The sequence below is a fragment of the Qipengyuania psychrotolerans genome, from assembly GCF_019711355.1.
Lineage (GTDB): Bacteria > Pseudomonadota > Alphaproteobacteria > Sphingomonadales > Sphingomonadaceae > Qipengyuania > Qipengyuania psychrotolerans.
Genome location: NZ_CP081297.1, coordinates 792,220 through 816,601, shown reverse-complemented (window position 1 = coordinate 816,601; position 24,382 = coordinate 792,220). Strand labels below are relative to the sequence as shown.

At 60.6% G+C, this 24,382-nt stretch carries 27 protein-coding genes; 12 read left to right on the top strand and 15 right to left on the bottom strand.

The annotated features are described in order from the left end of the window. Positions 1 to 17: 17 nt before the first annotated feature. Both ybeY and K3166_RS04030 read right to left on the bottom strand, forming a co-directional pair. The gene (ybeY, locus tag K3166_RS04035; protein WP_221423405.1) at positions 18 to 509 is read right to left on the bottom strand and encodes an rRNA maturation RNase YbeY; all 492 of its coding nucleotides are present in this window, start codon (positions 507 to 509) and stop codon (positions 18 to 20) included. Then, positions 510 to 1,541, bottom strand: coding sequence for a PhoH family protein (locus K3166_RS04030; protein ID WP_221423404.1), 1,032 nt, complete (start codon positions 1,539 to 1,541; stop codon positions 510 to 512). Between the two features lie 230 nt (positions 1,542 to 1,771). On the opposite strand from K3166_RS04030, the gene K3166_RS04025 reads away from it, so the two are divergent. Then, positions 1,772 to 2,263 carry a hypothetical protein gene (locus K3166_RS04025; RefSeq protein ID WP_221423403.1) on the top strand — a complete coding sequence of 164 codons (492 nt, stop codon included), beginning with the start codon at positions 1,772 to 1,774 and terminating at the stop codon, positions 2,261 to 2,263. Here the strand turns inward: K3166_RS04025 and miaB are convergent. Both miaB and K3166_RS04015 read right to left on the bottom strand, forming a co-directional pair. Further along, positions 2,260 to 3,603: a tRNA (N6-isopentenyl adenosine(37)-C2)-methylthiotransferase MiaB gene (miaB, locus tag K3166_RS04020; protein WP_221423402.1), complete on the bottom strand. Its 1,344-nt coding sequence runs from the start codon at positions 3,601 to 3,603 to the stop codon at positions 2,260 to 2,262. The two genes, K3166_RS04025 and miaB, sit on opposite strands and share 4 nt — an antisense overlap. 91 nt (positions 3,604 to 3,694) lie before the next feature. Further along, the gene (locus K3166_RS04015) at positions 3,695 to 4,156 is read right to left on the bottom strand and encodes a peptidylprolyl isomerase (RefSeq protein WP_221423401.1); all 462 of its coding nucleotides are present in this window, start codon (positions 4,154 to 4,156) and stop codon (positions 3,695 to 3,697) included. A gap of 101 nt (positions 4,157 to 4,257) precedes the next feature. On the opposite strand from K3166_RS04015, the gene mgtE reads away from it, so the two are divergent. From mgtE to K3166_RS04000, 3 genes are all read left to right on the top strand, one after another. Beyond that, complete coding sequence (mgtE, locus tag K3166_RS04010) at positions 4,258 to 5,709, top strand: magnesium transporter (RefSeq protein WP_221423400.1); 1,452 nt, start codon at positions 4,258 to 4,260, stop codon at positions 5,707 to 5,709. A gap of 35 nt (positions 5,710 to 5,744) precedes the next feature. After that, on the top strand, positions 5,745 to 6,134 hold the full coding sequence (locus K3166_RS04005) for a DUF1489 family protein (RefSeq protein ID WP_221423399.1): 390 nt from the start codon (positions 5,745 to 5,747) through the stop codon (positions 6,132 to 6,134). A gap of 492 nt (positions 6,135 to 6,626) precedes the next feature. Continuing rightward, positions 6,627 to 7,658, top strand: a complete 1,032-nt coding sequence (locus tag K3166_RS04000) for a YjiH family protein (RefSeq protein WP_221423398.1) — start codon at positions 6,627 to 6,629, stop codon at positions 7,656 to 7,658. A gap of 15 nt (positions 7,659 to 7,673) precedes the next feature. On the opposite strand, the gene K3166_RS03995 is transcribed toward K3166_RS04000, so the two are convergent. The 3 genes from K3166_RS03995 to K3166_RS03985 are packed head-to-tail and all read right to left on the bottom strand — an operon-like array spanning position 7,674 to position 10,528. Next, positions 7,674 to 8,363: a DsbA family oxidoreductase gene (locus K3166_RS03995; protein WP_221423397.1), complete on the bottom strand. Its 690-nt coding sequence runs from the start codon at positions 8,361 to 8,363 to the stop codon at positions 7,674 to 7,676. Continuing rightward, complete coding sequence (nudC, locus tag K3166_RS03990) at positions 8,360 to 9,217, bottom strand: NAD(+) diphosphatase (RefSeq protein ID WP_221423396.1); 858 nt, start codon at positions 9,215 to 9,217, stop codon at positions 8,360 to 8,362. Before nudC ends, K3166_RS03995 begins: the two co-directional genes overlap by 4 nt. Positions 9,218 to 9,223: 6 nt before the next feature. Beyond that, the gene (locus K3166_RS03985; protein ID WP_221423395.1) at positions 9,224 to 10,528 is read right to left on the bottom strand and encodes a serine hydrolase domain-containing protein; all 1,305 of its coding nucleotides are present in this window, start codon (positions 10,526 to 10,528) and stop codon (positions 9,224 to 9,226) included. A 110-nt stretch (positions 10,529 to 10,638) separates the two neighbouring features. Between K3166_RS03985 and K3166_RS03980 the strand changes: the two genes are divergently transcribed. Further along, positions 10,639 to 10,860: a hypothetical protein gene (locus K3166_RS03980; RefSeq protein WP_221423394.1), complete on the top strand. Its 222-nt coding sequence runs from the start codon at positions 10,639 to 10,641 to the stop codon at positions 10,858 to 10,860. Here the strand turns inward: K3166_RS03980 and K3166_RS03975 are convergent. Continuing rightward, the gene (locus tag K3166_RS03975) at positions 10,857 to 11,876 is read right to left on the bottom strand and encodes an A/G-specific adenine glycosylase (protein WP_221423393.1); all 1,020 of its coding nucleotides are present in this window, start codon (positions 11,874 to 11,876) and stop codon (positions 10,857 to 10,859) included. The genes K3166_RS03980 and K3166_RS03975 overlap by 4 nt on opposite strands. A gap of 14 nt (positions 11,877 to 11,890) precedes the next feature. Here K3166_RS03975 and K3166_RS03970 point away from each other — a divergent pair, with 14 nt between their 5' ends. The 5 genes from K3166_RS03970 (at position 11,891) to K3166_RS03950 (ending at position 18,897) form a co-directional block, all read left to right on the top strand. Next, complete coding sequence (locus tag K3166_RS03970; protein ID WP_221423392.1) at positions 11,891 to 12,448, top strand: DUF721 domain-containing protein; 558 nt, start codon at positions 11,891 to 11,893, stop codon at positions 12,446 to 12,448. Continuing rightward, entirely contained in the window at positions 12,435 to 13,160 is a 726-nt protein-coding gene (locus K3166_RS03965; RefSeq protein ID WP_221423391.1) for a thioredoxin domain-containing protein, read from the top strand. The genes K3166_RS03970 and K3166_RS03965 overlap by 14 nt, the downstream gene beginning before the upstream one ends. Positions 13,161 to 13,278: 118 nt before the next feature. Next, entirely contained in the window at positions 13,279 to 14,022 is a 744-nt protein-coding gene (locus tag K3166_RS03960; protein ID WP_221423390.1) for a thioredoxin domain-containing protein, read from the top strand. Positions 14,023 to 14,066: 44 nt separating this feature from the next. Beyond that, positions 14,067 to 17,489, top strand: a complete 3,423-nt coding sequence (locus K3166_RS03955) for an AAA family ATPase (RefSeq protein ID WP_221423389.1) — start codon at positions 14,067 to 14,069, stop codon at positions 17,487 to 17,489. Positions 17,490 to 17,493: 4 nt separating this feature from the next. Next, on the top strand, positions 17,494 to 18,897 hold the full coding sequence (locus tag K3166_RS03950) for a M24 family metallopeptidase (protein WP_247714723.1): 1,404 nt from the start codon (positions 17,494 to 17,496) through the stop codon (positions 18,895 to 18,897). 8 nt (positions 18,898 to 18,905) lie between these two features. Here K3166_RS03950 and K3166_RS03945 read toward each other — a convergent pair whose 3' ends face one another. The 5 genes from K3166_RS03945 to rpmF form a co-directional block, all read right to left on the bottom strand. After that, positions 18,906 to 19,271, bottom strand: a complete 366-nt coding sequence (locus K3166_RS03945) for a MerR family transcriptional regulator (protein ID WP_221423388.1) — start codon at positions 19,269 to 19,271, stop codon at positions 18,906 to 18,908. Positions 19,272 to 19,287: 16 nt separating this feature from the next. Then, the gene (locus K3166_RS03940) at positions 19,288 to 19,587 is read right to left on the bottom strand and encodes an integration host factor subunit alpha (protein ID WP_221423951.1); all 300 of its coding nucleotides are present in this window, start codon (positions 19,585 to 19,587) and stop codon (positions 19,288 to 19,290) included. 105 nt (positions 19,588 to 19,692) lie between these two features. Continuing rightward, complete coding sequence (locus K3166_RS03935; protein WP_282098807.1) at positions 19,693 to 20,658, bottom strand: beta-ketoacyl-ACP synthase III; 966 nt, start codon at positions 20,656 to 20,658, stop codon at positions 19,693 to 19,695. Beyond that, complete coding sequence (plsX, locus tag K3166_RS03930) at positions 20,655 to 21,692, bottom strand: phosphate acyltransferase PlsX (RefSeq protein ID WP_221423387.1); 1,038 nt, start codon at positions 21,690 to 21,692, stop codon at positions 20,655 to 20,657. The genes K3166_RS03935 and plsX overlap by 4 nt, the downstream gene beginning before the upstream one ends. 27 nt (positions 21,693 to 21,719) lie before the next feature. Then, a complete protein-coding gene (rpmF, locus tag K3166_RS03925; protein ID WP_221423386.1) occupies positions 21,720 to 21,899 on the bottom strand; it encodes a 50S ribosomal protein L32 in 180 nt (59 codons plus the stop codon). A 244-nt stretch (positions 21,900 to 22,143) separates the two neighbouring features. Between rpmF and K3166_RS03920 the strand changes: the two genes are divergently transcribed. Then, positions 22,144 to 22,542, top strand: a complete 399-nt coding sequence (locus tag K3166_RS03920; protein ID WP_221423385.1) for an MAPEG family protein — start codon at positions 22,144 to 22,146, stop codon at positions 22,540 to 22,542. 39 nt (positions 22,543 to 22,581) lie between these two features. Here the strand turns inward: K3166_RS03920 and K3166_RS03915 are convergent, their stop codons facing one another. After that, entirely contained in the window at positions 22,582 to 23,223 is a 642-nt protein-coding gene (locus K3166_RS03915) for an MBL fold metallo-hydrolase (protein ID WP_221423949.1), read from the bottom strand. A 120-nt stretch (positions 23,224 to 23,343) separates the two neighbouring features. Here K3166_RS03915 and K3166_RS03910 point away from each other — a divergent pair, with 120 nt between their 5' ends. Then, a complete protein-coding gene (locus K3166_RS03910) occupies positions 23,344 to 23,715 on the top strand; it encodes a c-type cytochrome (RefSeq protein ID WP_221423384.1) in 372 nt (123 codons plus the stop codon). 12 nt (positions 23,716 to 23,727) lie between these two features. On the opposite strand, the gene K3166_RS03905 is transcribed toward K3166_RS03910, so the two are convergent. Beyond that, entirely contained in the window at positions 23,728 to 24,369 is a 642-nt protein-coding gene (locus K3166_RS03905) for a S24 family peptidase (RefSeq protein ID WP_247714722.1), read from the bottom strand. Positions 24,370 to 24,382: the final 13 nt, after the last annotated feature.

Here is a 24,382-nt window from a genome sequence, read left to right as displayed (position 1 = left end):
GGGCCGAATGCGTACTCCTAGTTGTCGCGATCACCATATGGGTCCGCAATACCCAGTTTTGCAAGCGCCGCGATCTCAAGTTTTTCCATTTCTGCAGCCTGATCGTCAGAATCGACGTGATCGTGGCCTGCGAGGTGCAGTAAACCGTGGATGATCAGATGCGAAGTATGGTCCGAAATACTCACACCCTTTTCCCTTGCCTCGCGCTCACAAGTCTCGAACGCGAGGGCAATATCGCCGAGCATTTCGGGTCCGCCTGACGATGATAGCGCCAGCAGCTGTTCTCGCTCCAACATGGGGAAAGAAAGCACATTGGTCGGCTTGTCCTTGGCGCGCCATTCCCTGTTCAACGTCTGGACTTCCTCATCGACGGTGAACAGGATGCTGGCCGAAAGGCGCGAGTTCGCTAGCGCAGGCTCCACTTCGGACACGGCTTCATTTGCGCGTTCGGCAAGGTCCGCCCAATCGGTATCACCGGGCCAGCCGTCGATGTCGATATCGAGTTCCACTTAGGCGGTCGGCCCTTCGTAGGCCTCCACGATGCGGCCAACGATCGGGTGACGAACCACGTCGGCGGCAGTGAAGCGGATCGTGCCGAACCCTTCGACACCTTCCAGCTTGCCGACAGCATCGGCGAGCCCGCTCATCCCGTCGCCGCCAGGAATATCGACCTGACGCGGGTCCCCGCAGACGACCATGCGGCTTTTCTGGCCGAACCGGGTGAGGAACATCTTCATCTGCTCGCGCGTGGTATTCTGCGCCTCGTCGAGGATGATGAAACTGTCTGCCAGCGTCCGTCCGCGCATGAAGGCGATAGGCGCGATCTCGATCTCGCCCGATGCGAGCCGCCGCTCGACCTGTTCGGGCGGCATGCAATCATACAGCGCATCATAAAGCGGGCGGAGGTAGGGATCGACCTTTTCCTTCATGTCGCCGGGCAGGAAGCCGAGCTTTTCGCCCGCCTCCACTGCCGGACGCGAGAGGATCAGGCGCTGGACACTGCCATTGATCAGCTGTGCCACAGCCTGCGCCACAGCAAGATAGGTTTTGCCGGTGCCTGCCGGGCCGAGCGCGAATATGATGTCGTCACGGCTCAGCGAACGCATGTAATGCGCCTGCATATCGCTGCGCGGCACAATGGTCTTGCGGCGCGTGCGGATCATGATCGGCGGGCCCTTGGGGTCCGCGTCCATGATGCCGTGCAGTGTGGGTTCGTTCGACATGGCAATCAGCGCTTCGATGGCGCCGGCATCAAGGTCCTGACCCTGAGAGAGCCGGTCGTACATTTCGTTAAGAACATCGCGCGCACGCGCCACGCTGTCTTCCGGCCCTTCGATATGAAGGTCGTTGCCCCGCGCCGCAATGAACACGCCCAGCCGGTTCTCGACCTGTACGAGGTTGGCATCGAACTGTCCGAACAGCGCACCCAGAAGGCTCTGGTTCTCGAAGTTGATATCGATCTGTGCGCGGCGAACTTCGCGCTGCGGACTTGGCGGCGGTGTGAAAGCCTGATGGGCCTTCGGTGCGGGTTTGCGGGCCATGCGCTCCTTTCGATTGGTACTTAGAAGGTAAGCCACAATCTGCAGGTGACAAGCTGGAGGGCGCAATTTGACGGTGGAAAGTCACATACTTGTCATCGCGCGCTCAAAAGCACATCCTTGTGTTGCTCAAGGTTAGCCAGTGGAGATTGCATATGAAACCGGCCCTTTCCGCTTTAGTTCTGCTTTTTCTGATTAGCGCGTGTTCGGAGCAAACCGAGGCTCCAACACCTGTGAATACGGCACAAGAAACTGGCGCAGAAGCGGCGCCACCGCCCGAATCGGCACAGCAGCCCCGGCTCTCACCCGAATTGGCTGGCTGGGTGCGCGAAGAATATGGCGAATACGGCACCCCGTCCTATCGGTTTGGGGAGGTTGATCTTGATGGGGACGGAAATGCCGAGACGCTGATTTACATTGGCGGTCCGGGCCTTTGCGGCACGGGCGGTTGCACGCTCGCGGTGTTTCAGCAAACCGCTCAGGGTCCTGATCTTATCGGCCGTATCAGCGTTGCGCGCCTACCCGTCGGTGTCTTTTCAAGCAGCACAAATGGCTGGCGTGACCTGGCGGTTACGGTCGGCGGCGGAGGATTGGAAAGCGGTGCTGCGCGTGTTCCGTTCGGCGACAATAGCTATGTTGGCAATCCGACCGTGGCACCTGCCGAAATTACGACAGACGCGTTCACGACAGTCATTGAAATGGGCGAGATGCAGCCGCTGGATTAAACTGCTACGGTCTCGCGCAACATTCCGGCCATGGAATTGGGCCCTGCCTCGAGCAATTCAGCCTGCACCAGATCACCGATGGCCGCGTCGCCTTCGAACCACACCGATTGCAGCCAAGGTGATTTGCCAAGCCATTGGCCCTCGAGCTTGCCCTTGCGTTCGACCAGCACTTCGCAAGTGCGGCCAACAGTCGCCTGATTGAAGGCGAATTGATCGCGATTAAGTGCTGCCTGCAGGCGCTGAAGGCGCTCGTCCATGACTTCCCTTGCCACCTGGCCGTCCATCGTGGCGGCAGGCGTTCCGGGACGCGGCGAGTATTTGAAGCTGAAGGCCTGCGCGTATTTGACCTCGTCCACCAGCGCGAGGGTTTCCTCGAACTCGGCATCGGTTTCGCCCGGGAAACCGACGATGAAGTCGCCTGACAGCGCAAGGTCCGGCCTTGCAGCGGTGAACCGTTCGAGCAGCCTGAGATAGCTTTCCGCCGTGTGACTGCGGTTCATGGCCTTGAGGACCCGGTCGCTGCCCGCCTGCACCGGCAGGTGGAGGAACGGCATGAGCTTGTCGATCTCGCCATGTGCAGCGATCAGATCATCGTCCATGTCGGCGGGGTGGCTGGTGGTGTAGCGAATGCGCGCGAGGCCATCGACCTTTGCGAGATCGCGGATCAGGCCCGCAAGGCCGACCTCATGACCGGTGTCGTTTTCACCGCTCCAAGCCGAGACATTCTGGCCGAGCAGGGTGATCTCTTTTGCGCCTGCATCGACCAGCTTCTTCGCTTCGGTGACGAGGTCGCCATAGGGCCGCGAAATTTCCGCGCCGCGCGTATAGGGCACCACGCAATAGGTGCAGAACTTGTCGCAGCCTTCCTGCACGGTGAGAAAGCTTGCCGGATTGGTCCGCTTGCGCTCGGGCAAGGCGGCAAACTTGGCGATGGCAGGCATATCCGTGTCGGTCGCCCGTTCGCCCTTCACTGCCTTTTCGAGCATTTCCGGGAGGCGGTGATAGGCTTGCGGACCCACGACCATGCTGACCGCAGGCGACCGCTTCATGATCTCCTCGCCTTCGGCCTGCGCAACGCAGCCGGCGACCGCAATCAGCGGTTCCTTGCCGACCTTCCGGCCGGCCTTGGTCAGGCGTCCGATGTCGGAATAGACCTTTTCGGCCGCCTTTTCGCGGATATGGCAGGTGTTGAGCACGACCAGATCGGCTTCTTCACCCTCGGGCGCAGGCGTAATGCCCTGCTCGCCCAGCATTTCAGCCATGCGCTCGCCATCATAGACGTTCATCTGGCAGCCGAAGCTCTTGACCCTGTAGGTCTTGGGGGAATTGGTCGGTTTCATGGGTGGCGTGCCCTTACCCATTCAAGCTGTCACTTTCAATGAAAAGGGCGGCACACGGCCGCCCTTCTCTATTCGATGATTATATCGAACGTTACGAAACGGTCGCCTTCACGATCTTGCCCGGCTCACGCGGCGGTTCGCCCTTGGGCAGTGCGTCGACGTGCTCCATGCCGCTCTCGACCTGGCCCCAGACAGTGTACTGGCCGTCGAGGAGTTCGGCGTCGTCGAAGCAGATGAAGAACTGGCTGTTGGCGCTGTCGGGCATCTGGCTGCGAGCCATCGAGCAAGTTCCGCGCGTGTGCGGTTCGCTGTTGAATTCAGCCTTGAGGTCGGGCTTTTCGCTACCGCCCATGCCGGTACCGGTCGGATCGCCGCCCTGCGCCATGAAGCCTGCGATAACGCGGTGGAAAATCACGCCGTCGTAAAAGCCGTCTTTCGCCAGCTCGCTGATACGTTCGACATGGCCGGGTGCCAGATCGGAACGCAGCTTGATGACGACATCGCCGCCTTCTCCGTTACCGGTGTCGAGGGTGAAGGTCAGTTTGTCGGCCATCTTGTATATCTCCATTGGAATTTGCGCCGCCTACATAGGGATTGACGCAGCTATGTCACCCTCTGCTTGCTTTATACGCTCCCTTGCCTAGAGCGGGCAGCATGGCGGAGGACAAGCGCCCTGATGAGTATGAAGACGTAATCCTGGCCCCCGAGGCGCAGGACGAAGGCGCACGTCCCGACGACCGTATCGACGACGAACGGATGGACGAAGAGAACACGCTCAAGCGCGAGTTCGTCCGGTCAGTCGACGATGCCCTGGAGGCCGGTGATACGGCTAGGGTCTACGATCTTGTCGAACCGCTGCATCCCGCTGACGTGGCCGACCTGCTCGAGCTGTTCGACCGCGACGAACGGCACCAGCTTGCCGCTGCAATTACAGATCTGATGACCTCCGACGTCGTTGCCGAACTCAACGATTACGTCCGCGAAGAAATGATGGAGGCCCTGCCCGCCGATGCGGTGGCGCAGATTGCCGAGCAGCTGGAAACCGACGACGCCGTCCAGTTGATCGAGGATCTGGACGAAGTCGACCAGCAGGCCATTCTTGCCGAGTTGGAACCGGAAGACCGGATGGCGATCCAGTCGGCCCTGTCCTATCCGGAAGAAACCGCCGGCCGCCTGATGAACCGCGACTTTGTTGCGGTGCCGGAACACATCACCGTGGGCGATCTGATCGATTTCCTGCGCGAGGGGCGCGAATTGCCCGAAGATTTCTTCGAAGTCTTCGTCGTCGATCAGCGCCACCACCCGGTCGGGACCTGCAACCTGTCGTGGATCCTGCGCACGCCGCGCAACATCTCGCTGGGCGACGTGATGAAGCGCGACCAGACGCTGATCCCGGCCATGCTCGACCAGGAAGAGGTCGCGCTGATGTTCCAGAAATATGGCCTCATCAGCGCCGCCGTGGTGGACGAAGACGGGCGCCTCGTGGGCCAGATGACCGTCGACGATATCGTGCACATCATCGCGGAAGAAGCGGGCGAGGATGCCCTGCTGATGTCCGGTGCCGGCGAAGGCGACATCAACGAGCCGATCCGCGAAGCATATTCCAGCCGTGTGCGCTGGCTGGTGGCAAATCTGGGTACGGCGCTGGTGGCCAGCCTGATCATTGCAGCCTTCGGGTCGGCCATCGAAAAGCTTGTCGCACTGGCAGTACTCATGCCCATCGTCGCCAGCATCGGCGGCAATGCCGGCACTCAGACGATGGCCGTCACCGTACGCGCCATCGCCATGAACCAGCTGACGCGCTCCAACACCGGCCGCATCTTGATGCGCGAATTCCGCGTGGCCATGCTCAATGGAGCAACGATCGCGGTGCTGATCGGTGCAGCAACGGCAGTGATTTTCACTCCTTTGCTCGGCGCAGTCATCGCGCTTGCCATGATCATCAATGTCGCGATTGCCGGTCTGGCCGGCGTGCTTGTGCCCGTGGCGTTCGACCGGCTGGACCAGGACCCTGCAGTCGCCAGCAGCGTCTTCGTGACCATGATTACCGATTCGATGGGCTTCTTCGCATTCCTCGGCCTGGCGGTGGTGATGGGGGTTGTTTGACTTGAGCCTCGCGGTGAAGTCCCTATCTCGGTGCCATGCCGCTTAACCTGACCAAAATCGCCTTCGGTGCGCAAACTTATGGCGAAATCGAAAGCTGGTATGCTGCGCGGCGCAGTCCCAACCTGACCACTCGCTATAGACCCACCAAGTGGGAACAATGCATTGGCGGCTCGCTTTACTGGATCCACCAGCACAGCATCGTCGCGCGCAGTGAAATACTGGGCTTTAGCGAAACCCCCGATGGCCGCTGGTCGATCGACCTGAAGCCCGAACTGGTCCGCGTCATGCCCCGCCCCAAGCGCGCCCACCAAGGCTGGCGTTACCTCAAGGGTGACCCCCCAAGGGATCTCGAAGAGGGCGAGGACATTGGCGATGCGCTGCCCGGCAAGCTCGCCGGAAAGCTGGAGCGGCTAGGGTTGATCTGAGACGGTTGCCGTCTTGAGACTAGCAAATGTCTCTACTGCGCAAATGCAAGGGCGAGACGAAGCTCGGGCGCCTTGGCATTGGCCGCGCCATCATCGGTAGCGAAACTTGACCGATTCTGCACAGTGATGCACCCCCTAGCCGGAGCTGGACGCGGGGGCGTTCGACGGTACGGGGGAATAGCCATCGAAACTGCGATCGCCAGCGAACGCGCCAGTCTGTTACGCTTTGTCGTGCCCTCCACGCTTGGCGCGGCATTTTTCCTTTTGCCGGTTCCCAACGACGGGATCATTACTGTCCCGATGGGCCTTCTATCAGACTGGATTCGGGAGCAATTTGCCCCCGTCCTTCCCGCCCTGGTCGTTTCCCTTTGCGTGTTTTCAGCATTGGCTACCCTAGCCTATTTAAAAGTGCGACCGAGCTCACCGCAGAGCACTGCCGAAAAACTGCTTCGCCCTGGCATAGTGTGGACGCTGCTGCGCGTAGCCGGAGCAGTGAGTGCCCTTGCCATATTCTTCCAGATAGGGCCGGAGTGGATCTGGGGAGAGAATACCGGCAACGTCGTCCTGAACGATCTTTACGTGCCGGGGCTCGTGACCATCGGCATCGCCTGCCTGGTTCTTCCATTCATAACCGAATTCGGATTGATGGATTATGTCGGAGTGTTGGTCCAACGTCCTTTCAGGGCCCTATTCCGCGTTCCCGGACGCAGTGCCATCGACGCGACCGCATCCTGGCTCGGTGGGAGCTCCGTCGGCGTCATCGTGACCGCGCAGCAATATGAAAGCGGTCAATATTCCGCGCGAGAGGCTGCGATCATCGCCACGAACTTCTCAATCGTGTCCATCGCTTTCTGCTACGTCATCGTCGATGTCCTGCGACTGGAAGCCTACTTTCTTCCCTTCTATGGAGTCCTGACGCTTACGGGCATCATCTGCGCGGTAATCATGGCCCGCATCCCGCCGCTGAGCCGGAAGCCAGATACTTATCTCGTGGAGGGTCAGGCATTAGATACTCCTATCGGCGAAGGGAGTTCACGATCGCGTGCGCTTGATGCGGCCTTGAAGAAGGCATCCAGCGCCCCTCCCTCTTCCAAAATGGCCAAGGGCGTCGCCATCAACATCCTGGATATTTGGCTGGGCCTGATACCTGCTGGGATCTTCATCGCGCTCGTCGCCGTGGTGTTGGCTGAATACACACCGATTTTTGCCATCATCAGTCAGCCATTTGTCCCGCTGCTCTCGACGCTGAGTGTGGAAAGTCCTGTAGAGGCGGCACCTGCAATGGTGATCGGTTTCGCAGAGATGTTCCTGCCTGCGCTGACTGCCGCGGACATCCCATCGATAGCTACGCGATTTGTCGTTGCTGTCGTCTCGGTCGGCCAACTTATCTTCATGTCCGAGGTGGGTATTCTGATGCTGAAATCGTCGCTGCCGCTGAACTTGCTCGACCTCGTGGTGATCTTCCTGCTCCGCACCCTCATCCTGCTACCGATGGCGGTAATTGCCGCTGCGATTATTTTCTAGCGGAAGCCCGGCGGATCAAGTGGCCGCCGCAGTCTTCTCCGCCACCCGCCGCAGTGCGTTGGCATAGGCTTCGGGCGGCTGGGCACCGGGTACCATGAATCGGCCCTCCAAGATCATCGCAGGGACCCCGCTGATGTTCATGTCCCAGGCCGCGCGCTCTTCTGCCCGGGTTTTGTGGGCGACCTCTTCGTCATCGAGCGCAGCTGACGCAGCGGCTCGGTCGAGGCCCACCTTTTCGGCCAGATACAGGAGCACTTCCCGTTCGCCGATCCGGCGGCGTTCATTGAAATGCGCCTTGAACAGGGCAAGTTTGAGCTGGGTCTGCTTGGCTGCGCCATGCTGCTCGGCGGTCCAAGTGAGCAGCTTGTGCGCTTCGAAAGTGTTCCACATCATCGCATCGGGCGCAGGGTCATCACCCTCGTAATCGAGCGAGACACCCGCAGCTTCGGCAGCCGTGCGCATCTGCCCCTGCACATCGCGTGACTGCTCGATCGTTCGGCCATATTTGCGAGCGATGTGAGCGGTACGCTCCTCGCCCTCCTCGGGCATGTCGGGATTGAGTTCGAAAGCGTGCCAGCGCACATCCGCCTCGATCTCTCCGTCCAGCTGATCCAGCGCCTGTGACAGATTGCCCCAGCCGACCAGGCACCAGGGGCACATGACATCGGACCAGATGTCGATCGTGAGTTTTCGCGGCTGGCTCATTTGTGGATCCACCAATGCATCAGGTGATGCGCTATAGCATGGGGCGGCGGCGCTTTGAACGGGCCATCACCGGCGAGCGCGGCTTTCACCTCGTCCCTTGTGTACCAGTTGATCTCGGCCATTTCGGTTTCGTCGATTGTCAGGGCATCGTCATCGGCATGGGAATGACAGCCGATCATCAACTGGCTGGGAAACGGCCAAGGCTGGCTGGCGACATAGGTCACGTCGCGAACGCGCACGCCGCTTTCCTCGAACACTTCGCGGGCAACGCCTTCCTCGATACTTTCACCGGGTTCGACAAAACCTGCGAGCGCTGAAAAACTGCCTTCGGGCCAGCCGAGGCCGCGACCGAGCATCAGGCGGTCTTCGTATTCCACCAGCATGATCGTGACCGGGTCGGTGCGCGGGAAATGGCTGGCACCGCATGCGGTACAGTCACGCTGCCAGCCGCCCTTGGCCAGCTTGGTATCGCCGCCGCATTGCGCGCAGAAACGGTGGCGCGCATGCCAGTCGACGATACTGCGCGCACCGCCATAGAGCGCCAGATCGTCCGGCTGGAGAGTGGCCATGAGCGACCATAGCGCCGGGTTCGCCATACGCGGGCTGGCATCACCGCGCGGCGGGACGGCAGCAAAGCAGGCTTTCCCTTCGTCCAGGCCGAGGAACACCAGTTCTGCATCCTCTGGCGCATCGACCAATGTGCCCCAGACCAACCGGCCGTCATCGCCCATCGAGGGCATCAGCCCATCGAGCGCGAGCAGCTTGGCCTTCCAGTTCATATAGCCTGCCAGCCGCTCCGGATCGGCGCGGACATGATCGGCGCGGTCGAGGCGCGAACCGGTGAACGACAGCATGCCGGGTTACGCCCCAGCCATTGCCATCAAGTCTGCTTGCACCGCGTCGGGAAATGCAGAATGAATGGGATAGGCTTCAGACGGCATGTACTGCGTGTACAGGCTGGCGCGCAGGTTCGCCTTGTAGCTGACGAACGCGACTGTGCCGGCAGCACCGCCCCAGCCATAGGCACCGTCCGAAACGCGTCCGCCAGCACCGAAGCCCTGGCCTTCGATCCATGTGCCGCTGATATCCGCGCTTTCGGGCAGAAGGTTGGAAGTCCCCAGCTTAACCGCCGCTTCGCTCATCACGCGTTTGCCGTCGATTTCACCATACCCCAGCAGCATCTGCAGGAAGCGGTCGTAATCGCGCGGGCTGGACACCAGTCCGGCGCCGCCAAACGGGAAGGCAGGATCGTCGAGGTAAATCGATGCTCGAGCGGGGTCGAGCGGCAACGGTGTTCCGCCCATGATGCCGTAATTGGTCGTGAACCGCGCAACTTCGCTCTGCGGTACGCGGAAGAAAGTGCTGCTCATCCCTGCGGGCTCGAAAATCTGAGTGCGCAGGAATTCGTCGAAGCTCATGCCGCTGGCGACTTCGATCACACGGCCCAGAAGGTCGAGACCGACCGAATAGCTCCATTTGCTGCCTGGCTGCAGGACAAGCGGAAGCTGGGCGAGGTTGTTGGCAAATTTGTCGAGGCCCCTGATCGCTTCCTCGCGGCCGAGGCCAGGGATCGGCAAACGCGTTACCTGGCCGGGAACGACACCGTATTTAACATACTGGTCGCGGATCGGGCCCTTCTGGATGATCGAGTAGCCCAGGCCGGCGGTGTGGGTCAGCAGGTGACGAATGGTGATCGGGCGCTCTGCAGGCACGAGATCGGTGACTGACCCGTCATAGGTTTTCTGGACCATCATGTTGGAAAAGGCTGGGAGCGTCTCGGCCAGCGGCTGATCAAGGCCGAGCTTTCCCTGCTCGATCAGCATCATGGTGGCCATGCCGGTAACCGGCTTGGTCATGGAATAGATACGATAGAGGCTATCGAGATCGGCAGGGGTAGATCCGCCCAATGCAAGCGTGCCGCGCGCGATCAGCGTGGGATCACCCTGACCCCAACCGAGCGCCGCTGACATATTCGCGACCTTGCCTTCAGACACATACTTCTGGACCATGGCCGACACTTTCGGCCAGCTTGCCGCATCGCTGTGTGCCATCGCCATGCGGCCCATCGGCATACCAGCCAATGCCGCACCCGCTGTGAGCCAGGCACCGCCGCGAAGGAGTGAACGACGGGAAAGTTCAGAATTCGCGAATTCGCGGTAGGCCATGAAGTATCTCTCCGGATTGAATTTTGCGTACTGATGCGGATGCGAAGCTGAACGGTCAATTGCGAATTGAAACTCTTGATTTGCTTCGGTGTAATAGCCATATAGGACACATGCTTAACCTACTCTCGTTCCTTTTCGGAATCGTCTCGCTGATCATCGTCATTCCTGCGACCATCCCATTGCTCGGCTGGGCGAACTGGTTTGCCCTGCCGCTGATCGTAATCGGCATCATTGTCGGTCAGCTTTCGTCCAGTAATTCGGGACGCAATTTTAATATCGTGGTTTTGCTGATTGCCGCGATCAGGTTGTCGCTGGGCGGCGGAATTATCTAGGCAGTCACCAGCCGGGCAGCTTTCGCAAACAGCGTCGGCAGTCCGGCATCTTCCACCTTTTCAAGCGGCCACCATTCGCCCTCGCCCACAGGTTGAGGCGAGTTTGTATGCGCGAGCACGGAAAGTTCGACCGTGAAATGCGTGAATGTATGCGTGACCATTCCGGCAGGCTTCCAGTCGCCCTCATGCGGCGGATCGCCTGATCCGTCTCCGCGCGCCGACCAGCCATCGTCCGGCAGCGCCCGCATCCCGCCAAGCATTCCGGTGCCTTGCCGCGTGACGAGCCAGACTGCATCCTCCCGTTCGATCCAATAGGCCTGTCCTTGCCGCACCGGCTTGGCTTTCTTGGGCTGTTTCGCCGGAAGCCGCGCAGGGTCACCTGACGCACGCGCCTGGCACCGGTCCGATAGCGGACACAGCAGGCACCTTGGGTTTCGATTGGTGCAGATCGTCGCACCCAGATCCATCATGGCCTGCGCGAAATCGCCAGATCTGTCAGAGGGCGTGATCGTGTCCGCTCTCGTCCGGATTTCCTTGCGAGATGCGGGAAGCGGAGTGGTTATCTCGAACAGCCGCGAGACCACTCGCTCGACATTTGCATCCACGACGACCGCGCGCCGACCAAAGGCGATCGCAGCCACGGCTGCCGCGGTATAGTCTCCCAGGCCAGGCAACTTTTTGAGCGCATCTTCAGTATCGGGAAAAGTGCCCAATTCGCTGATTGCTACCGATGCTTTCACCAGATTGCGTGCCCGCGAATAATATCCGAGCCCTGCCCACGCCGCCATGACGTCCTCTTCAGGAGCGGCGGCGAGCGCTTCTACGGTCGGCCACCGGGCAGTGAACTTCTCGAAGTATGGCTTTACCGCAGCAACGGTGGTCTGCTGCAACATGACCTCTGACAGCCACACCCTGTAGGGCTCTGTCGCCGGCGAACCCGGGCGCGCGCGCCACGGCAAATCGCGGGCGTGCCTATCGTACCAGTCGAGAAGAATATCGGAGATGCTGGCGGCCACGCGGCGGCTATGGCATGAGCGAGGCCGAAATGGAAAGCGACAAGCCCAAACCCGTGAAAAAGCCCCGCAAGGCAGGCAAGCCTTACGAGCGCCCGCGCGGAGGTGCGGCAAAGGCGATTTCCGATCTCATGCCCCAGATCGGCAGACCGGCCTTCAGGCGCTTTGGATTTGTCCAGTCCTCGATCATCAGCCGGTGGCCTGAAATCGTCGGCGATACGCACTCCCGTGTCTGCACGCCGGAAATGATCCGTTTCCCGATGGGCGAAAAGTCCGAAGGCATTCTCGAACTCGTCGTCAAGCCGGCCCATGCACCGCTTATCCAGCAAGTGCTGCCGGAAATTATCGAACGGGTTAATCGCTTTTTCGGCTACCGCGCAGTGGCCCGGATCAAGCTTCGGCAAGGTGCGGTTAAGCCTCCGGAGGCGAAGCGGGTTAAAGCTCCGCCTTCACTCAAGCCGATCCCCATGCAATTGGGGGACAGCTTGCGCGATGTCGGCGACCCGGAATTGCGTGCCGTGCTCGAATCGTTGGCGCGCGGTATCGGAACCCAGGATGAGAATGGACCCGATTGAAATTATGAAGTTTGCCAAGCCCGCATTGCTAGCTGCAGCGACCGCCCTCATTGCGATCCCTGCCACCGCACAAGAACGCTCTTCCGCGTTCGAGAAACGCACCGGGAACTGGAACACGGTCGTTTCCGAAAAGGAGGGCGGCCACGTCATCGGGAATCCCGAAGCGGAGGCCCGGCTGGTTGAATTCATGAGCTACACCTGCTCGCACTGCGCCGATTTTGCCCGCTCGGGCGAAGGTGCGATCAAGCTTCTGTACGTGCCGGGCGGCAAGGTCAGCTACGAGATTCGCCATCTGATCCGCGATCCCGTCGATCTGACCGCTGCGCTCGCCGCGCAATGCGGGGGCCCGGAAAAGTTCTTTGCCAATCACACCGCATTGCTGACCAGATATCCCGACTGGATGGCCAAGGCCCGCAGCATGACCCAGGCGCAAATGGCACGGTGGAACTTCGGATCATTCAGCTCGCGGGCGCAGGCGATTGCCAGCGATCTCGACTTTTACGAAATCATGCAAGGGCGCGGATATTCGCGGGTCGATCTCGACGCCTGCCTGACCAACGAGGCCAAGGCGGAAGCTATTGCGGCGCAAAGCAACGCCGATATCAAGAAGTACGGCCTGCGCGGCACGCCGACCTTCTTCATGGGCGGAAAACAAATCGATGCACACGACTGGCCGACTCTCCAGCCGCACCTCGATGCGCTTTATCGCTAACTCACCTGCAACCTGCCGGCTGCCTTTGCCGGGGATAGTCCTGTGGACACCTGCTGCCAGCCGCTTCACGCGCTGCACCCCCTAGCCTAGCCTGCACGTTCCATTCGAGAGGATACCAATGAATACCAGCCTGCGTTTTGCTTTCGCCGCACCCCTTGCTCTCGCGCTCGCCGCCTGCGGTGGGAATGCAGAAGAAGCCGGAACAGGCTCGCTCGAAGGTGACGCGATCGCCGCGATCCCGGCCCCCGAAGGGTCCAGCTGGCTGGAAGTTGGCAGCAAGACGGAAAAAGGCGGGTTCGTCATCGGCAACCCCGATGCCCCGCTCAAGCTCGTGGAATTCGCCAGCCATACGTGCGGGGCCTGCGCATACTTCGCCGGAAACGGCTCTGCGCCGCTCCAGCAAGATTACGTCAGCACGGGCGTGGTTAGCTATGAAATTCGCCCGCTCCTGCGTGATCCGCTCGACGTGACGATCTCGACCCTGGCGCAGTGCGGTGCGCCGGAAAGCTTCCACGCGCTGTCAGATCAGGCATGGGCCGCCCTGCCCCAGTTCGGCGCGGCACTGGAGACGAACGGCGCTTATGAATCAGCGATGTCGGCAGCGCCCGATCAACGCTTTCTCCTGATCGCACAGGGCGCAGGGTTGATCGATTTCTTCGCATCGCGCGGTCTTTCTGCAGATCAGGCACGATCCTGCCTGACCGACACCGCAGCGATTGAAGCCCTGGCTGATGCATCACGCGCCGCTTCCGACGAAATGAATGTAACCGGCACGCCGACATTCTTCCTGAATGGGCAGCGCCTCGACGGTAACCAGTGGCCACAGATCGAACCGGCACTTCAGACAGCTGGCGCCAGGTAAAACTGGCCAATTAGGGCCAAATAGGGGGGGAGGATAAGGCGGCGATGCTCATCAAACAGCTCAGACTGAGCGGTTTCAAGAGCTTTGTCGAACCATCCACCCTGCGCATCGAACCCGGGCTGACCGGCGTCGTAGGCCCCAATGGCTGCGGCAAATCCAACCTGCTTGAAGCAATCCGCTGGGTTATGGGCGAAAGCTCGCCCAAATCCATGCGCTCGGGCGGTATGGAAGATGTTATTTTCGCAGGTACAGCCACTCGGCCGCAGCGTGACTTTGCCGAGGTGCAACTGTCCGCAGAAACCGATGAAGGCGACGAGCTCGAAGTCATCCGCAGGATCGAGCGGGGAGCCGGCTCGGCCTACCGCGTCAATGGCAGCGACGTGCGCGCCAAGGATGTCGCGCTTACCTTTGCGGACGCCGCGACCGGTGCGCACTCTCCAGCCCTGGTGAGCCAGGGCAAGATTGCACAGGTTATTGCTGCAAAGCCGGTCGAAAGGCGGCAAATGCTCGAGGAAGCTGCGGGCATTGCGGGACTGCATGTCCGCCGCAAGGATGCCGAGAGCAAGCTGCGTCAGACCGAAACGAACCTGTCGCGCCTCGAGGATCTGATGGCAGGTCTCGACAGCCAGATCGCTTCGCTCAGGCGGCAGGCCAAGCAGGCGGAACGTTACAAGACGCTGTCCGACCAGATAAAGTCCGCCGAAGCTCGCCTTGTCTTTGCGCGCTGGCGTGACGCGGCAGCAGCCGCTGATGAGGCCAAGAAAGCGGCGGCCAAGGCCGACACGCAAGTGCGCGATGCGCAAGTAGCCGCAGATGAAGCGCAGAAGGCCCAGCGCCAGGCGGCTGAGGCTCTCGCCCATGCGCGCGAAGAGCAGGCTGACCGGCGTGATGATGCCAGCGCGCACGGGCACCGGATGGCGGCCCTCACAAGCCAGCTCGAAGCCGCCGAACAGCGGCTTGCAGACCTGAACCGCCAGAAGACACGGCTCGAAGAAGATCGCGGTGATGCCGACCGGTTGACCAAGGACGCGGCAGAAGCATTGGCCCGGCTTGAAAAGGATCTCGCCGCAAGCGAAAAAGATCTCGCGGCCAATGAGGAACGTCGGCCTGCCCTCGTCGCGCAAAGCGACGATGCAGAGCGTGCCAGCCGAACCGCCGAGCTGGCGCTTGCCAAGGCCACTGCCGACAATGCCGGGGTCGAAGCCGAATGGCGCGTGGTCGAAGCCGAGATCGCGCAGGCGCGCGCACGTCTGGAACGCGTGGAGGCTGAAGGCCGGCGCATGGCGCAGCAGCGCGGTGCACTGGCCAGCGAAGATGTCGGAAGCGCGGTTGTACGGGCGAAGCAGGCAGCGGAGCAGGCCGCGCTCACTCTGGCTGAAAAGCGCAGCGCCATCGAGGCCATGCAGGCCCGCAAGGGTGAACTCCAGAGCGCACGGGACGAAGCCTCCAGCGCATATTCGACCGCCAAAGCCGAACTTTCGGGCATCCAGCGCGAACATGATGCTCTGCTGCGGGACCGCGAGGCGCGCGAACGGGCGACCGCCAAGCGGGCTGGCCGCAAACAAGCGATTGACGGACTCAAGGCCGCCAAGGGTTACGAGCGCGCCGCTGCCGCAGCGCTGGGACGCGACGGGAAGGCCCTGCTCGGCCTGCCCGATGGCGGTGCAGATGGCCGCTATTGGACAGGCGCAGACGCGCCGAAGAAAGTCACCAACAGCCTCATCGACTATCTCGACGACTGCCCTGACGAATTGCGTGCGAGGCTCGCCCTGGTGTACGTGGCCGAGAAGGATGACGGCGGCGCGCTCGCGCCGGGCGAATGTCTCGTCACCATGGACGGGAAGCTGCGCCGCTGGGATGGCTTGGTCGTCCGCGGAGAAGGCGCGGCCGAAGCTGCACGCCTCGAAGCAGACAATCGTTATGCCGAGCTGGCCGCCCAATTACCCGATTTGCAGTCCGCCGTTGCCAAGGCTGAAGCCGCGCAGGCTGCCGCGTCGGAAGAGCTTGCCTCCCTCCAGCGCGACCTCGTCGCGGCCGACCGCGAGCTGGCAAGTGCCGCCAACGAGGAACGCCAGTCTCTTCGCGCGCTTGACCAGGCCGATGCTGCGCGCGAACGCATCGCCAATCGGCTGGCGGAACTCGAACAGTCGGAAGTTGAGCATGCCGAGTTGCTCGCGTCCGTACAGGCCGATCTCGCTGCGTCAGAAGCCAAGCGAAGCGCACTGCCTGACCCCGAAGCTGGCCGTGCCTCTCTGGAAGCCTCCCGTGCCAAGAACGAGGCTGCTCGTACATCCTTGCAGGCCCGCGCAGCGGAATTGGCGGCGCATGACCAGTCGCTAGCAGTGGCGCGCGAACGAACCGCCGCCCAGCGGTCGGACATGGCCAATTGGCAGGCCAGGTCTGGCGAGGCCGCTCGCCGCCTGTCCGATATGGCGCGGCGCTTTGATGAGATCGAAGAGCAGCGCGCAATCTTCGCCGCCAAGCCCGAAGGACTGATCCGGGAAATCGAGCAAGGCGACCAAGTGCGCGAACGGCTCGGCACTGACCTCGCAGAGGCGGAGAAGGCGGTCGCAGCAGCGAACCTGTTGGCTCAGGAAGCCGACCAGACCTTCAGCACGGCAAACGAAGCGCTCGCCGCCGCGCGTGAGAACCGCGCAGGCCTTGCTGCGCGGGCCGAAAATCAGGATGGCCGCAGGATTGAAATGGCTCGCATTTCGGGCGAGCGTTTTCAATCGCCCCCGCCCCTGCTGCCCGGAAAGTTTGAATTCGAGGAAGCGACGGTCAAATCTGCTGAAGCAGAGGCCGAGGAGATGGACCGGCTGACCGCCAGCCGCGAACGCATTGGCCCGGTCAACTTGGTAGCCGCCGAAGAGCTTGAAAAAATCGAATCGGAACACGGCTCCAACGCTGCCGAACAGGAAGAATTGCGCGAGGCGGTGCACCGTCTGCGCGGCTCGATCGGCAGCCTCAATCGCGAGGGCCGCGAACGGCTGCGTGAGGCTTTCGAGCAGGTCAACGAACACTTCAAGCGGCTGTTCACACGCCTGTTCGAAGGCGGCGAAGCGCACCTTGCCCTGATCGACAGCGACGATCCGCTCGAGGCCGGTCTCGAGATTTTCGCGCAACCGCCAGGCAAGCGCCTGCAGTCGCTGACCTTGTTGTCCGGCGGAGAACAGGCGCTCACCGCAACGGCGCTAATCTTTGCGCTGTTCCTAACCAACCCTGCGCCAATCTGCGTGCTGGACGAAGTCGATGCACCGCTCGACGATGCCAATATCGACCGTTTTTGCGATTTGCTTGATGCAATGGTTCGCGAAACCAACACGCGTTATCTCATCGTCACCCACAATGCCGTGACCATGAGCAGGATGCACCGCCTGTTTGGCGTGACCATGATCGAAAAGGGTATCAGCCGCCTCGTAAGTGTAGACCTTGGCGGTGCCGAGGAATTGCTGGCGGCAGAATAGGGGTATGAGCCGGGTGACAATCAAGGGAGGCTTCTCGCCGGCACGGTGGGTAGTGATGTGTCTCGCGGCAACTTTCGCGTCCTATGCGGTTCCATCCAATGCGGGCGCCATCCTCCCGCCAATCATCGCCATGAGCGATGCCGAACAGACCGATCCCGCATTGCCCGAAATACTCAGCATGCGGGACAGGGCCGCATTGGTCGATCGCATCCTCGAGGAACGGCTGGAAACCGTTATCCCGCGCATCATGCGCGAAGAAGGCGTCTCGATGTGGCTGCTGATGGCGCGCGAATATTTCGAAGAGCCGGTCATCGCGACAATGCTCAACGCCGAGAACATGCATGCCCGCCGGCGCACCATTCTGATCTTTCACGATCCCGGTGATGGCAAGCCGCTCGAGCGGCTTACTGTCAGCCGGTACGGGCTTGGCGGTCTGTTCGAATCGGCCTGGGACCCGGAGACGCAGCCTGATCAGTGGAATGCTGTTGCGCAAATTATCTCCGAGCGTAACCCGGAGAATATTGCCATCAATTTCTCTGAAAATACCGCCTTCGGCGATGGCATGACGCTGAGCCAGTTCCGCGGAATTACAGACGCGCTGCCTCAGGAATTTCAGGACCGGATCATTTCCGGCGAGACATTGTCAGTCCGCTGGCTTGAAACTCGCACCCCTCTGGAACTGGAAATCTATCCGGGCATCGTGCGCACTGCGCATGCACTCATCGCCGAAGCATTCTCGAACAAGGTCATCACTCCGGGTGTAACGACAACTCACGATGTGAGATGGTGGTACCGCGAAAAGCTGGCCAGTCTGGGTCTGCGGGCATGGTTTCATCCCTCCGTCGGCATCCAGCGTCAGGGCACGGAGGGTATAATCTACTCCGATACCGTGATTGAACCGGGGGATCTGCTGTGGACCGATTTCGGGATCACCTATCTTCGGCTCAACACTGATACGCAGCACCTGGCCTATGTCCTGCGTCCTGGTGAAACGGAAGCACCGGCAGGGCTTGTCGCAGGGCTCTCCGCGACCAACCGTGTGCAGGATTATCTGCTGGAATCGTTCAAAGCCGGTGCCAGCGGGAATGAGATTCTCGCCAATGCGCGGGCTGCTGCGGTCAAGGATGGCCTTGATCCTTCCATCTATTCGCATCCCATCGGGTTTCATGGTCATGGTGCCGGGTCGCCTATCGGCTTCTGGGACAACCAGAACGGCGATTCCCGCGGAGAATATCCGGTACGCGCAGGCACGACCTGGTCGATAGAGCTGACGAATTACAGCCAAGTACCGGAATGGGGAGGACAGCGGGTCGATTTCCGGTCCGAGGAAGATGCTTATTTCGACGGCGAGCGAGTACGCTTTCTCGATGGCCGCCAGACCGAACTGACGCTTATCCCGTCGGATTGAACAGCCAGCTAAGCCGCAAGCGCAGCTTTCAGATCATCGCGAATTGCCTTCAGGCGTGACAGGATGTCTGCATCGCCGCTCTCCGGCAGGTCAATCGCTTGTGCCGCGGCCTGCGGGTCAGGGGTGCCGCGAAGGGCAGCTTTCGCGCCCTTCAGAGTGTAGCCATCCCGGTTGACCAGACGATCAATCTGTTCGACCAATTTAACGTCTTCCGGCCGATAATAGCGACGCCCACCGCTGCGCTTGAGCGGTTTCAGGCTGGGGAATTGCTGTTCCCAATACCGCAGGACGTGCGTCTTGATGCCAGTCGCCCGTGCTACTTCGCCGATGGTGCGCAAAGCACCGTCATCTTTGTGATCGTCGAATTCTGCCATGGCGACCCCTTAGCAGCTATCCGTTCGAGACGCGATCTTTCAGGAGTTGGCTTGCCCGGAAAGTCATCACGCGGCGCGGTGTGATCGGCACTTCGACGCCGGTTTTCGGATTGCGGCCAATCCGCTCCTTCTTGTCGCGCAATACGAAGCTGCCAAAACCAGAGATCTTGACGTTTTCGCCGCGCACAAGGGCATCCGACATCTTGGCGAGCACCTGCTCAACCAAATCGAGGGATTCTGACCTGCTGAGGCCAATTTTCCGATTGATAGTTTCCGCCAGATCAGCGCGGGTCAAGGTTCCCACCGAGCGCATCATATCCATTTACCTCTCCCCAGAAGCGACCCTGGGTGTATTCGAGAATCGGCAACGTACTGTATTTGGAGGGATTTAACAACCGAGTGTATCAATTGTTGAAAAAGTTTACATTCGGGCGAGCGCAGCGCCCCATGTAAAGCCGCCGCCCATCGCTTCGAACATCACCAGGTCGCCAGCTTTTATCCGGCCATCGCGCCGTGCGACGTCGAGCGCCAGGGGCACAGATGCCGCCGAGGTGTTCGCATGTTGATCCACGGTCACGATGACCTTGGAAGGATCGAGATTGAGCTTGCGAGCAGTCGCATCGAGGATGCGTGCATTTGCCTGATGCGGAACGACCCAGTCGATCATATCGACCTCGACATTAGCCTGCACCAGCACCTCTTTGAGCACGTCGGCCAAGTTCACTACAGCATGGCGGAAAACCTCCCGGCCTTTCATGCGAAGCTTGCCTACTTGTCCCGTCGTCGATGGCCCGCCATCCACATAAAGCAATTCGCGGTGAGCACCGTCGGCGTGCAATTTCGTAGCCAGAATGCCCGGCCCATTATCCGCGACGTCGCGCGCTTCAAGGACCACCGCTCCGGCGCCATCACCGAACAGAACGCAAGTCGTACGGTCTTCCCAGTCGAGAATGCGGCTGAAAGTTTCCGCGCCAATGACAAGCGCCTTTTTCGCCATGCCGGTACGCAGCAGCGAATCGGCAGTACCGAGGGCATATAGAAAGCCGGAGCATACGGCCTGAACGTCAAACGCGACTCCACCGCCGCAGCCAAGCGCATGCTGGACCTGCGTTGCGGTGGCAGGGAAGGTAAAATCAGGCGTAGCGGTCGCGAGAATAATCAGTCCGATCTCGCTCGCATCGACACCCGCATCCTCGAGCGCACGCCGCGCAGCTTCGGTCGCCAGAGTGGAAGTGGTTTCGTTTTCACCAGCGATATGGCGCTGTCGGATACCGGTGCGTTCAACGATCCATTCGTCGCTGGTATCGACTCGGTCGGCCAAATCGGCATTGGTCACGCAATTGACGGGTAGAGCGCTCCCGCTGCCGGTGACCACTGCGCGAATCATTTCGCGTTGAAGCCTTCAGTGTTCACTTCGCGCAGATCCCTGGCGATACGGTTGGTGATATCATCCTCAAGCAGCCGTGCCGCAACCTCGACAGCATTCGCCACACCGCGCGCATCGGCGCTGCCATGGCTCTTCACCACCACACCGTTCAGGCCAAGGAAGACGGCGCCATTGTGATTGTTGGGGTCAAGGTGATGCTTGAGCAATTCTGTCGCGGGACGTGACACCAGGAATCCGACTTTCGAACGGACCGAACTGGTGAAAGCGCGGCGCAACAAGTCGGTGACGAACCGCGCAGTACCCTCGATCGCCTTCAGGGCAATATTGCCGGAAAAACCGTCGTGCACGACCACATCGCAATCACCGCGGTTGATCTTGTCAGCTTCGACATAACCTTCGAATTCCATGGACAATCCGGTCGCGGCCCGCAGGGTCTCTGCGGCGTTCTGGATGTCCTCGGTCCCCTTGTTTTCTTCGGTGCCGATATTCAGCAGGCGCGTGCGCGGCCGTTCAAGCCCTGTCACGATGCGCGAGTAGGCTGCACCCATGATCGCAAACTGGACAAGGTTGCGGGCATCGCAATCCCGGTTCGCACCGAGGTCGAGCATGATGACGTCATTTTCGCCGAGCGTCGGTAGCAATGCCGCAAGGGCAGGACGATCGACCCCGGGCATGGTGCGCAAGGCAAGCTTGCTCATCGCCATAAGCGCGCCGGTATTGCCAGCGGACACTGCCGCGCCGGCTTCGCCGCGCTTCACGGCATCGACCGCAAGGCCCATGCTGGTGGTCTTGGCACGGCGAATTGCGCGCGAAGGCTTTTCGTCGCCTTCGACCACATCTTCGCAGTGCAGGATTTCGGACGCGCCCGACATGCCCGGATGATCGGCGAGCGCGGCTTTGATTCGCGTTTCGTCGCCGACCAGCAGGAACTGGAACCGGTCATGGCGGCGCCGAGCCATTGCGGCACCATCAATCATGGTGCGCACGCCTTCGTCGCCGCCCATCGCGTCAATAGCGATACGCGGCAAACTCATGACGATCTCCGGCTGCTGATGACGGTCTTAAAGACCGACGGCGATTACTTCACGCCCGTTGTAGTAGCCGCAATGCGAGCAAAGGTTGTGCGGACGCTTGAGTTCGCCGCAGTTCGAGCACTCGTGATGAGCCTCGACCTTGAGCGAATCATGCGAACGGCGGTTGCCGCGGCGGTGGGGCGATACTTTTCTCTTGGGGACGGCCATAGCGGCACCTGTTCCTCAAACAATTTCAATTAATTTCGGTGGCCGCCCTAGTGGAAGGTCGGGCAACGCACAAGTGCGCATAAACCCGAAACTTCCCGACCATGACGGTGAAGGCGCGCGTATACCGAATTTTCCCGGCTGCGCAAGCGTTGTGCGTGAACACCGTCAACCGCATTGCATGATGCGGCCCTTGCCTATAGCCAAACATGGGGTTCGCGATAAAAAATCACAAGGGAGGGACCGCATGGGCATTTTTCTACCGGTTACACTGACCGCGGCGGCGGCAGCTGCACTCATCAACCTATGGCTGGCTGTCCGTGTCGGCCAGATGCGCGGCACGACGAAGACAATCCACGGCGATGACGGCGGCGGTCCGCTCACGCGCAGGATGCGCGCGCAGCTCAATTTTGTTGAGAATACACCATTCGTCCTGGTGCTGATCGCGGCAATCGAGATTTCGGGAAAAGGCCAACCGTGGCTGGCATGGGTAGCGGGTGTCTATATGCTTGGCCGTGTGGCCCATGGCATCGGCATGGACGCCGAAACGGGGACCAAGCCGCGCATGATCGGCACCCTCATCACCATGCTCACGCTGCTGGGCCTCGCCGTTGTGGCAACGCTCATCGCGATGCGGATGATCTAGAGGTTTTTCTCGGGCCGGGAAGATTTTCGGCCCGGGCAATCATGCCAGAGCAGCATCGCTGACAAAGGCGTTGGTCTTGCGTTCCCGGCCGAATGTGCTGGTCGGGCCATGCCCCGGGATGAACGTCACATCATCGCCAAGCGGCCAAAGCTTCTGGGTAATCGCGTCGATCAAGTCCTGGTGGTTACCCATCGGGAAATCGGTGCGGCCGATGCTGCCCTGGAACAGCACATCGCCGACAATGGCGAATTTGCTTTCACGATTGAAGAAGGCCACGTGCCCCGGTGTGTGACCTGGGCAATGGATGACCTCCAGTGTCAGCTCACCAACTGTGACGGTGTCGCCATCTTCCAGCCAGCGGTCCGGCTCGAACACCTTGCTGTTCATGCCATAGCGCGCGCCGTCTTCCTCAAGCCGGCTGATCCAGAACCGATCGGCTTCGTGCGGACCTTCGATTGGCAGGCCGAGCTCTTTCGCCAACACGCCCGCCTCGCCGCAGTGATCCATATGTCCGTGGGTGATGAGGATTTTTTCCAGTTCGACCCCGGATTTCGCAACCGCCGCTTTCAACTTGTCGAGATCACCCCCGGGATCAATCAGCGCACCCTTGTTGGTCTTCGTGCACCAGATGAGCGAGCAATTCTGCTGCAGGGGCGTGACCGGGACAATTCCGGCTTTCATGGGAGGGGTGGCGGGTGTCTGGTCGGAATTTGTCATTGATGAGAAAATGGTCGGGTTGTTGATCGAAAACAAGCAGCATTTGCGCAGAGATGCTATGCTGCCGAAAATGGGAGGAAGACGATGAAGCTTTTCGGAGTGACCGTTGCAGCCGCAATTTCGCTGACCGCTTGCCAAACCTACTCGGCAGAACCTGCTCAGGATGCAGTTCCGGTTTCAGCCAGCGCAGAAGCCATTCCCGTCTATGTCACCGCCATTTGCGGAGATTGTCACGCCTTGACCGGCAACGCCGTCTCGCCAAACCCTGAGGCACCCGGTTTTGCAGACGTCGCCAATAGTCCGGGCCTGACCCACGACACGCTGGTCGCATTCCTGTCGGATGCGCACAATTACCCGATGCAGATGGATGTCGACCTCGACGAAGCGGATATCGAGGACATCGCTGATTACATGATGACCCTGAAATCGGACGATTACGTCACGCCGCCATCTTGAAGGAAGTCGGGATTAAATTCTCCCACCCTTCCAGACGACCCGCCCGATGATTTCGACCTCCTCGCCGCCGAGTTCGATCGGCGCATAAGCGTCGTTCGCGCTGATCAATTTGATGCGCCCCGGCGCGCTGGCCTGAACCTGCTTCACATGAAGTGCGTCGCCGATGCGGACCACATGGATACCCTCGCCCGCGCGCTTGTTGCGGTCGACGAAAATCTCGTCACCGCTGCGCAAAAGCGGCTCCATACTGTCACCTTCGACACGGATCGCGGATAGCCTTGCCCCGTCCAAACCCATCTCCCGCAGCCAGCGCCGCGAAAAGCGGAAGCTGTCGAAGGAAATTTCCTCGGCTGAAACGGCACCCGGCCCCGCCGAAGCGTCCAGAGCAAGGCGGGGCACGGCCAGGAAATCCTCCGATTCGCGCGGACGGCCGATATCAGGATCAGCTCCCAGTTCGACCTCGTTCACCCCGAAGAATTCGGCGAGACGGCGGCGGTCCTTTTCCTCCAGCCGCCGCGGACTTCCCTTGCGCACGAACTGCTGCAAGTAACTGGGATTACGGCCCAACATCGACGACAGCGCAGAAAGGCTGGTGCGATTTTCGTCTGTCAACTGAACCAGCCGGGCGCGGTCTTCGCTGATTGTTTTCGCCATCGGCCATTCCTTT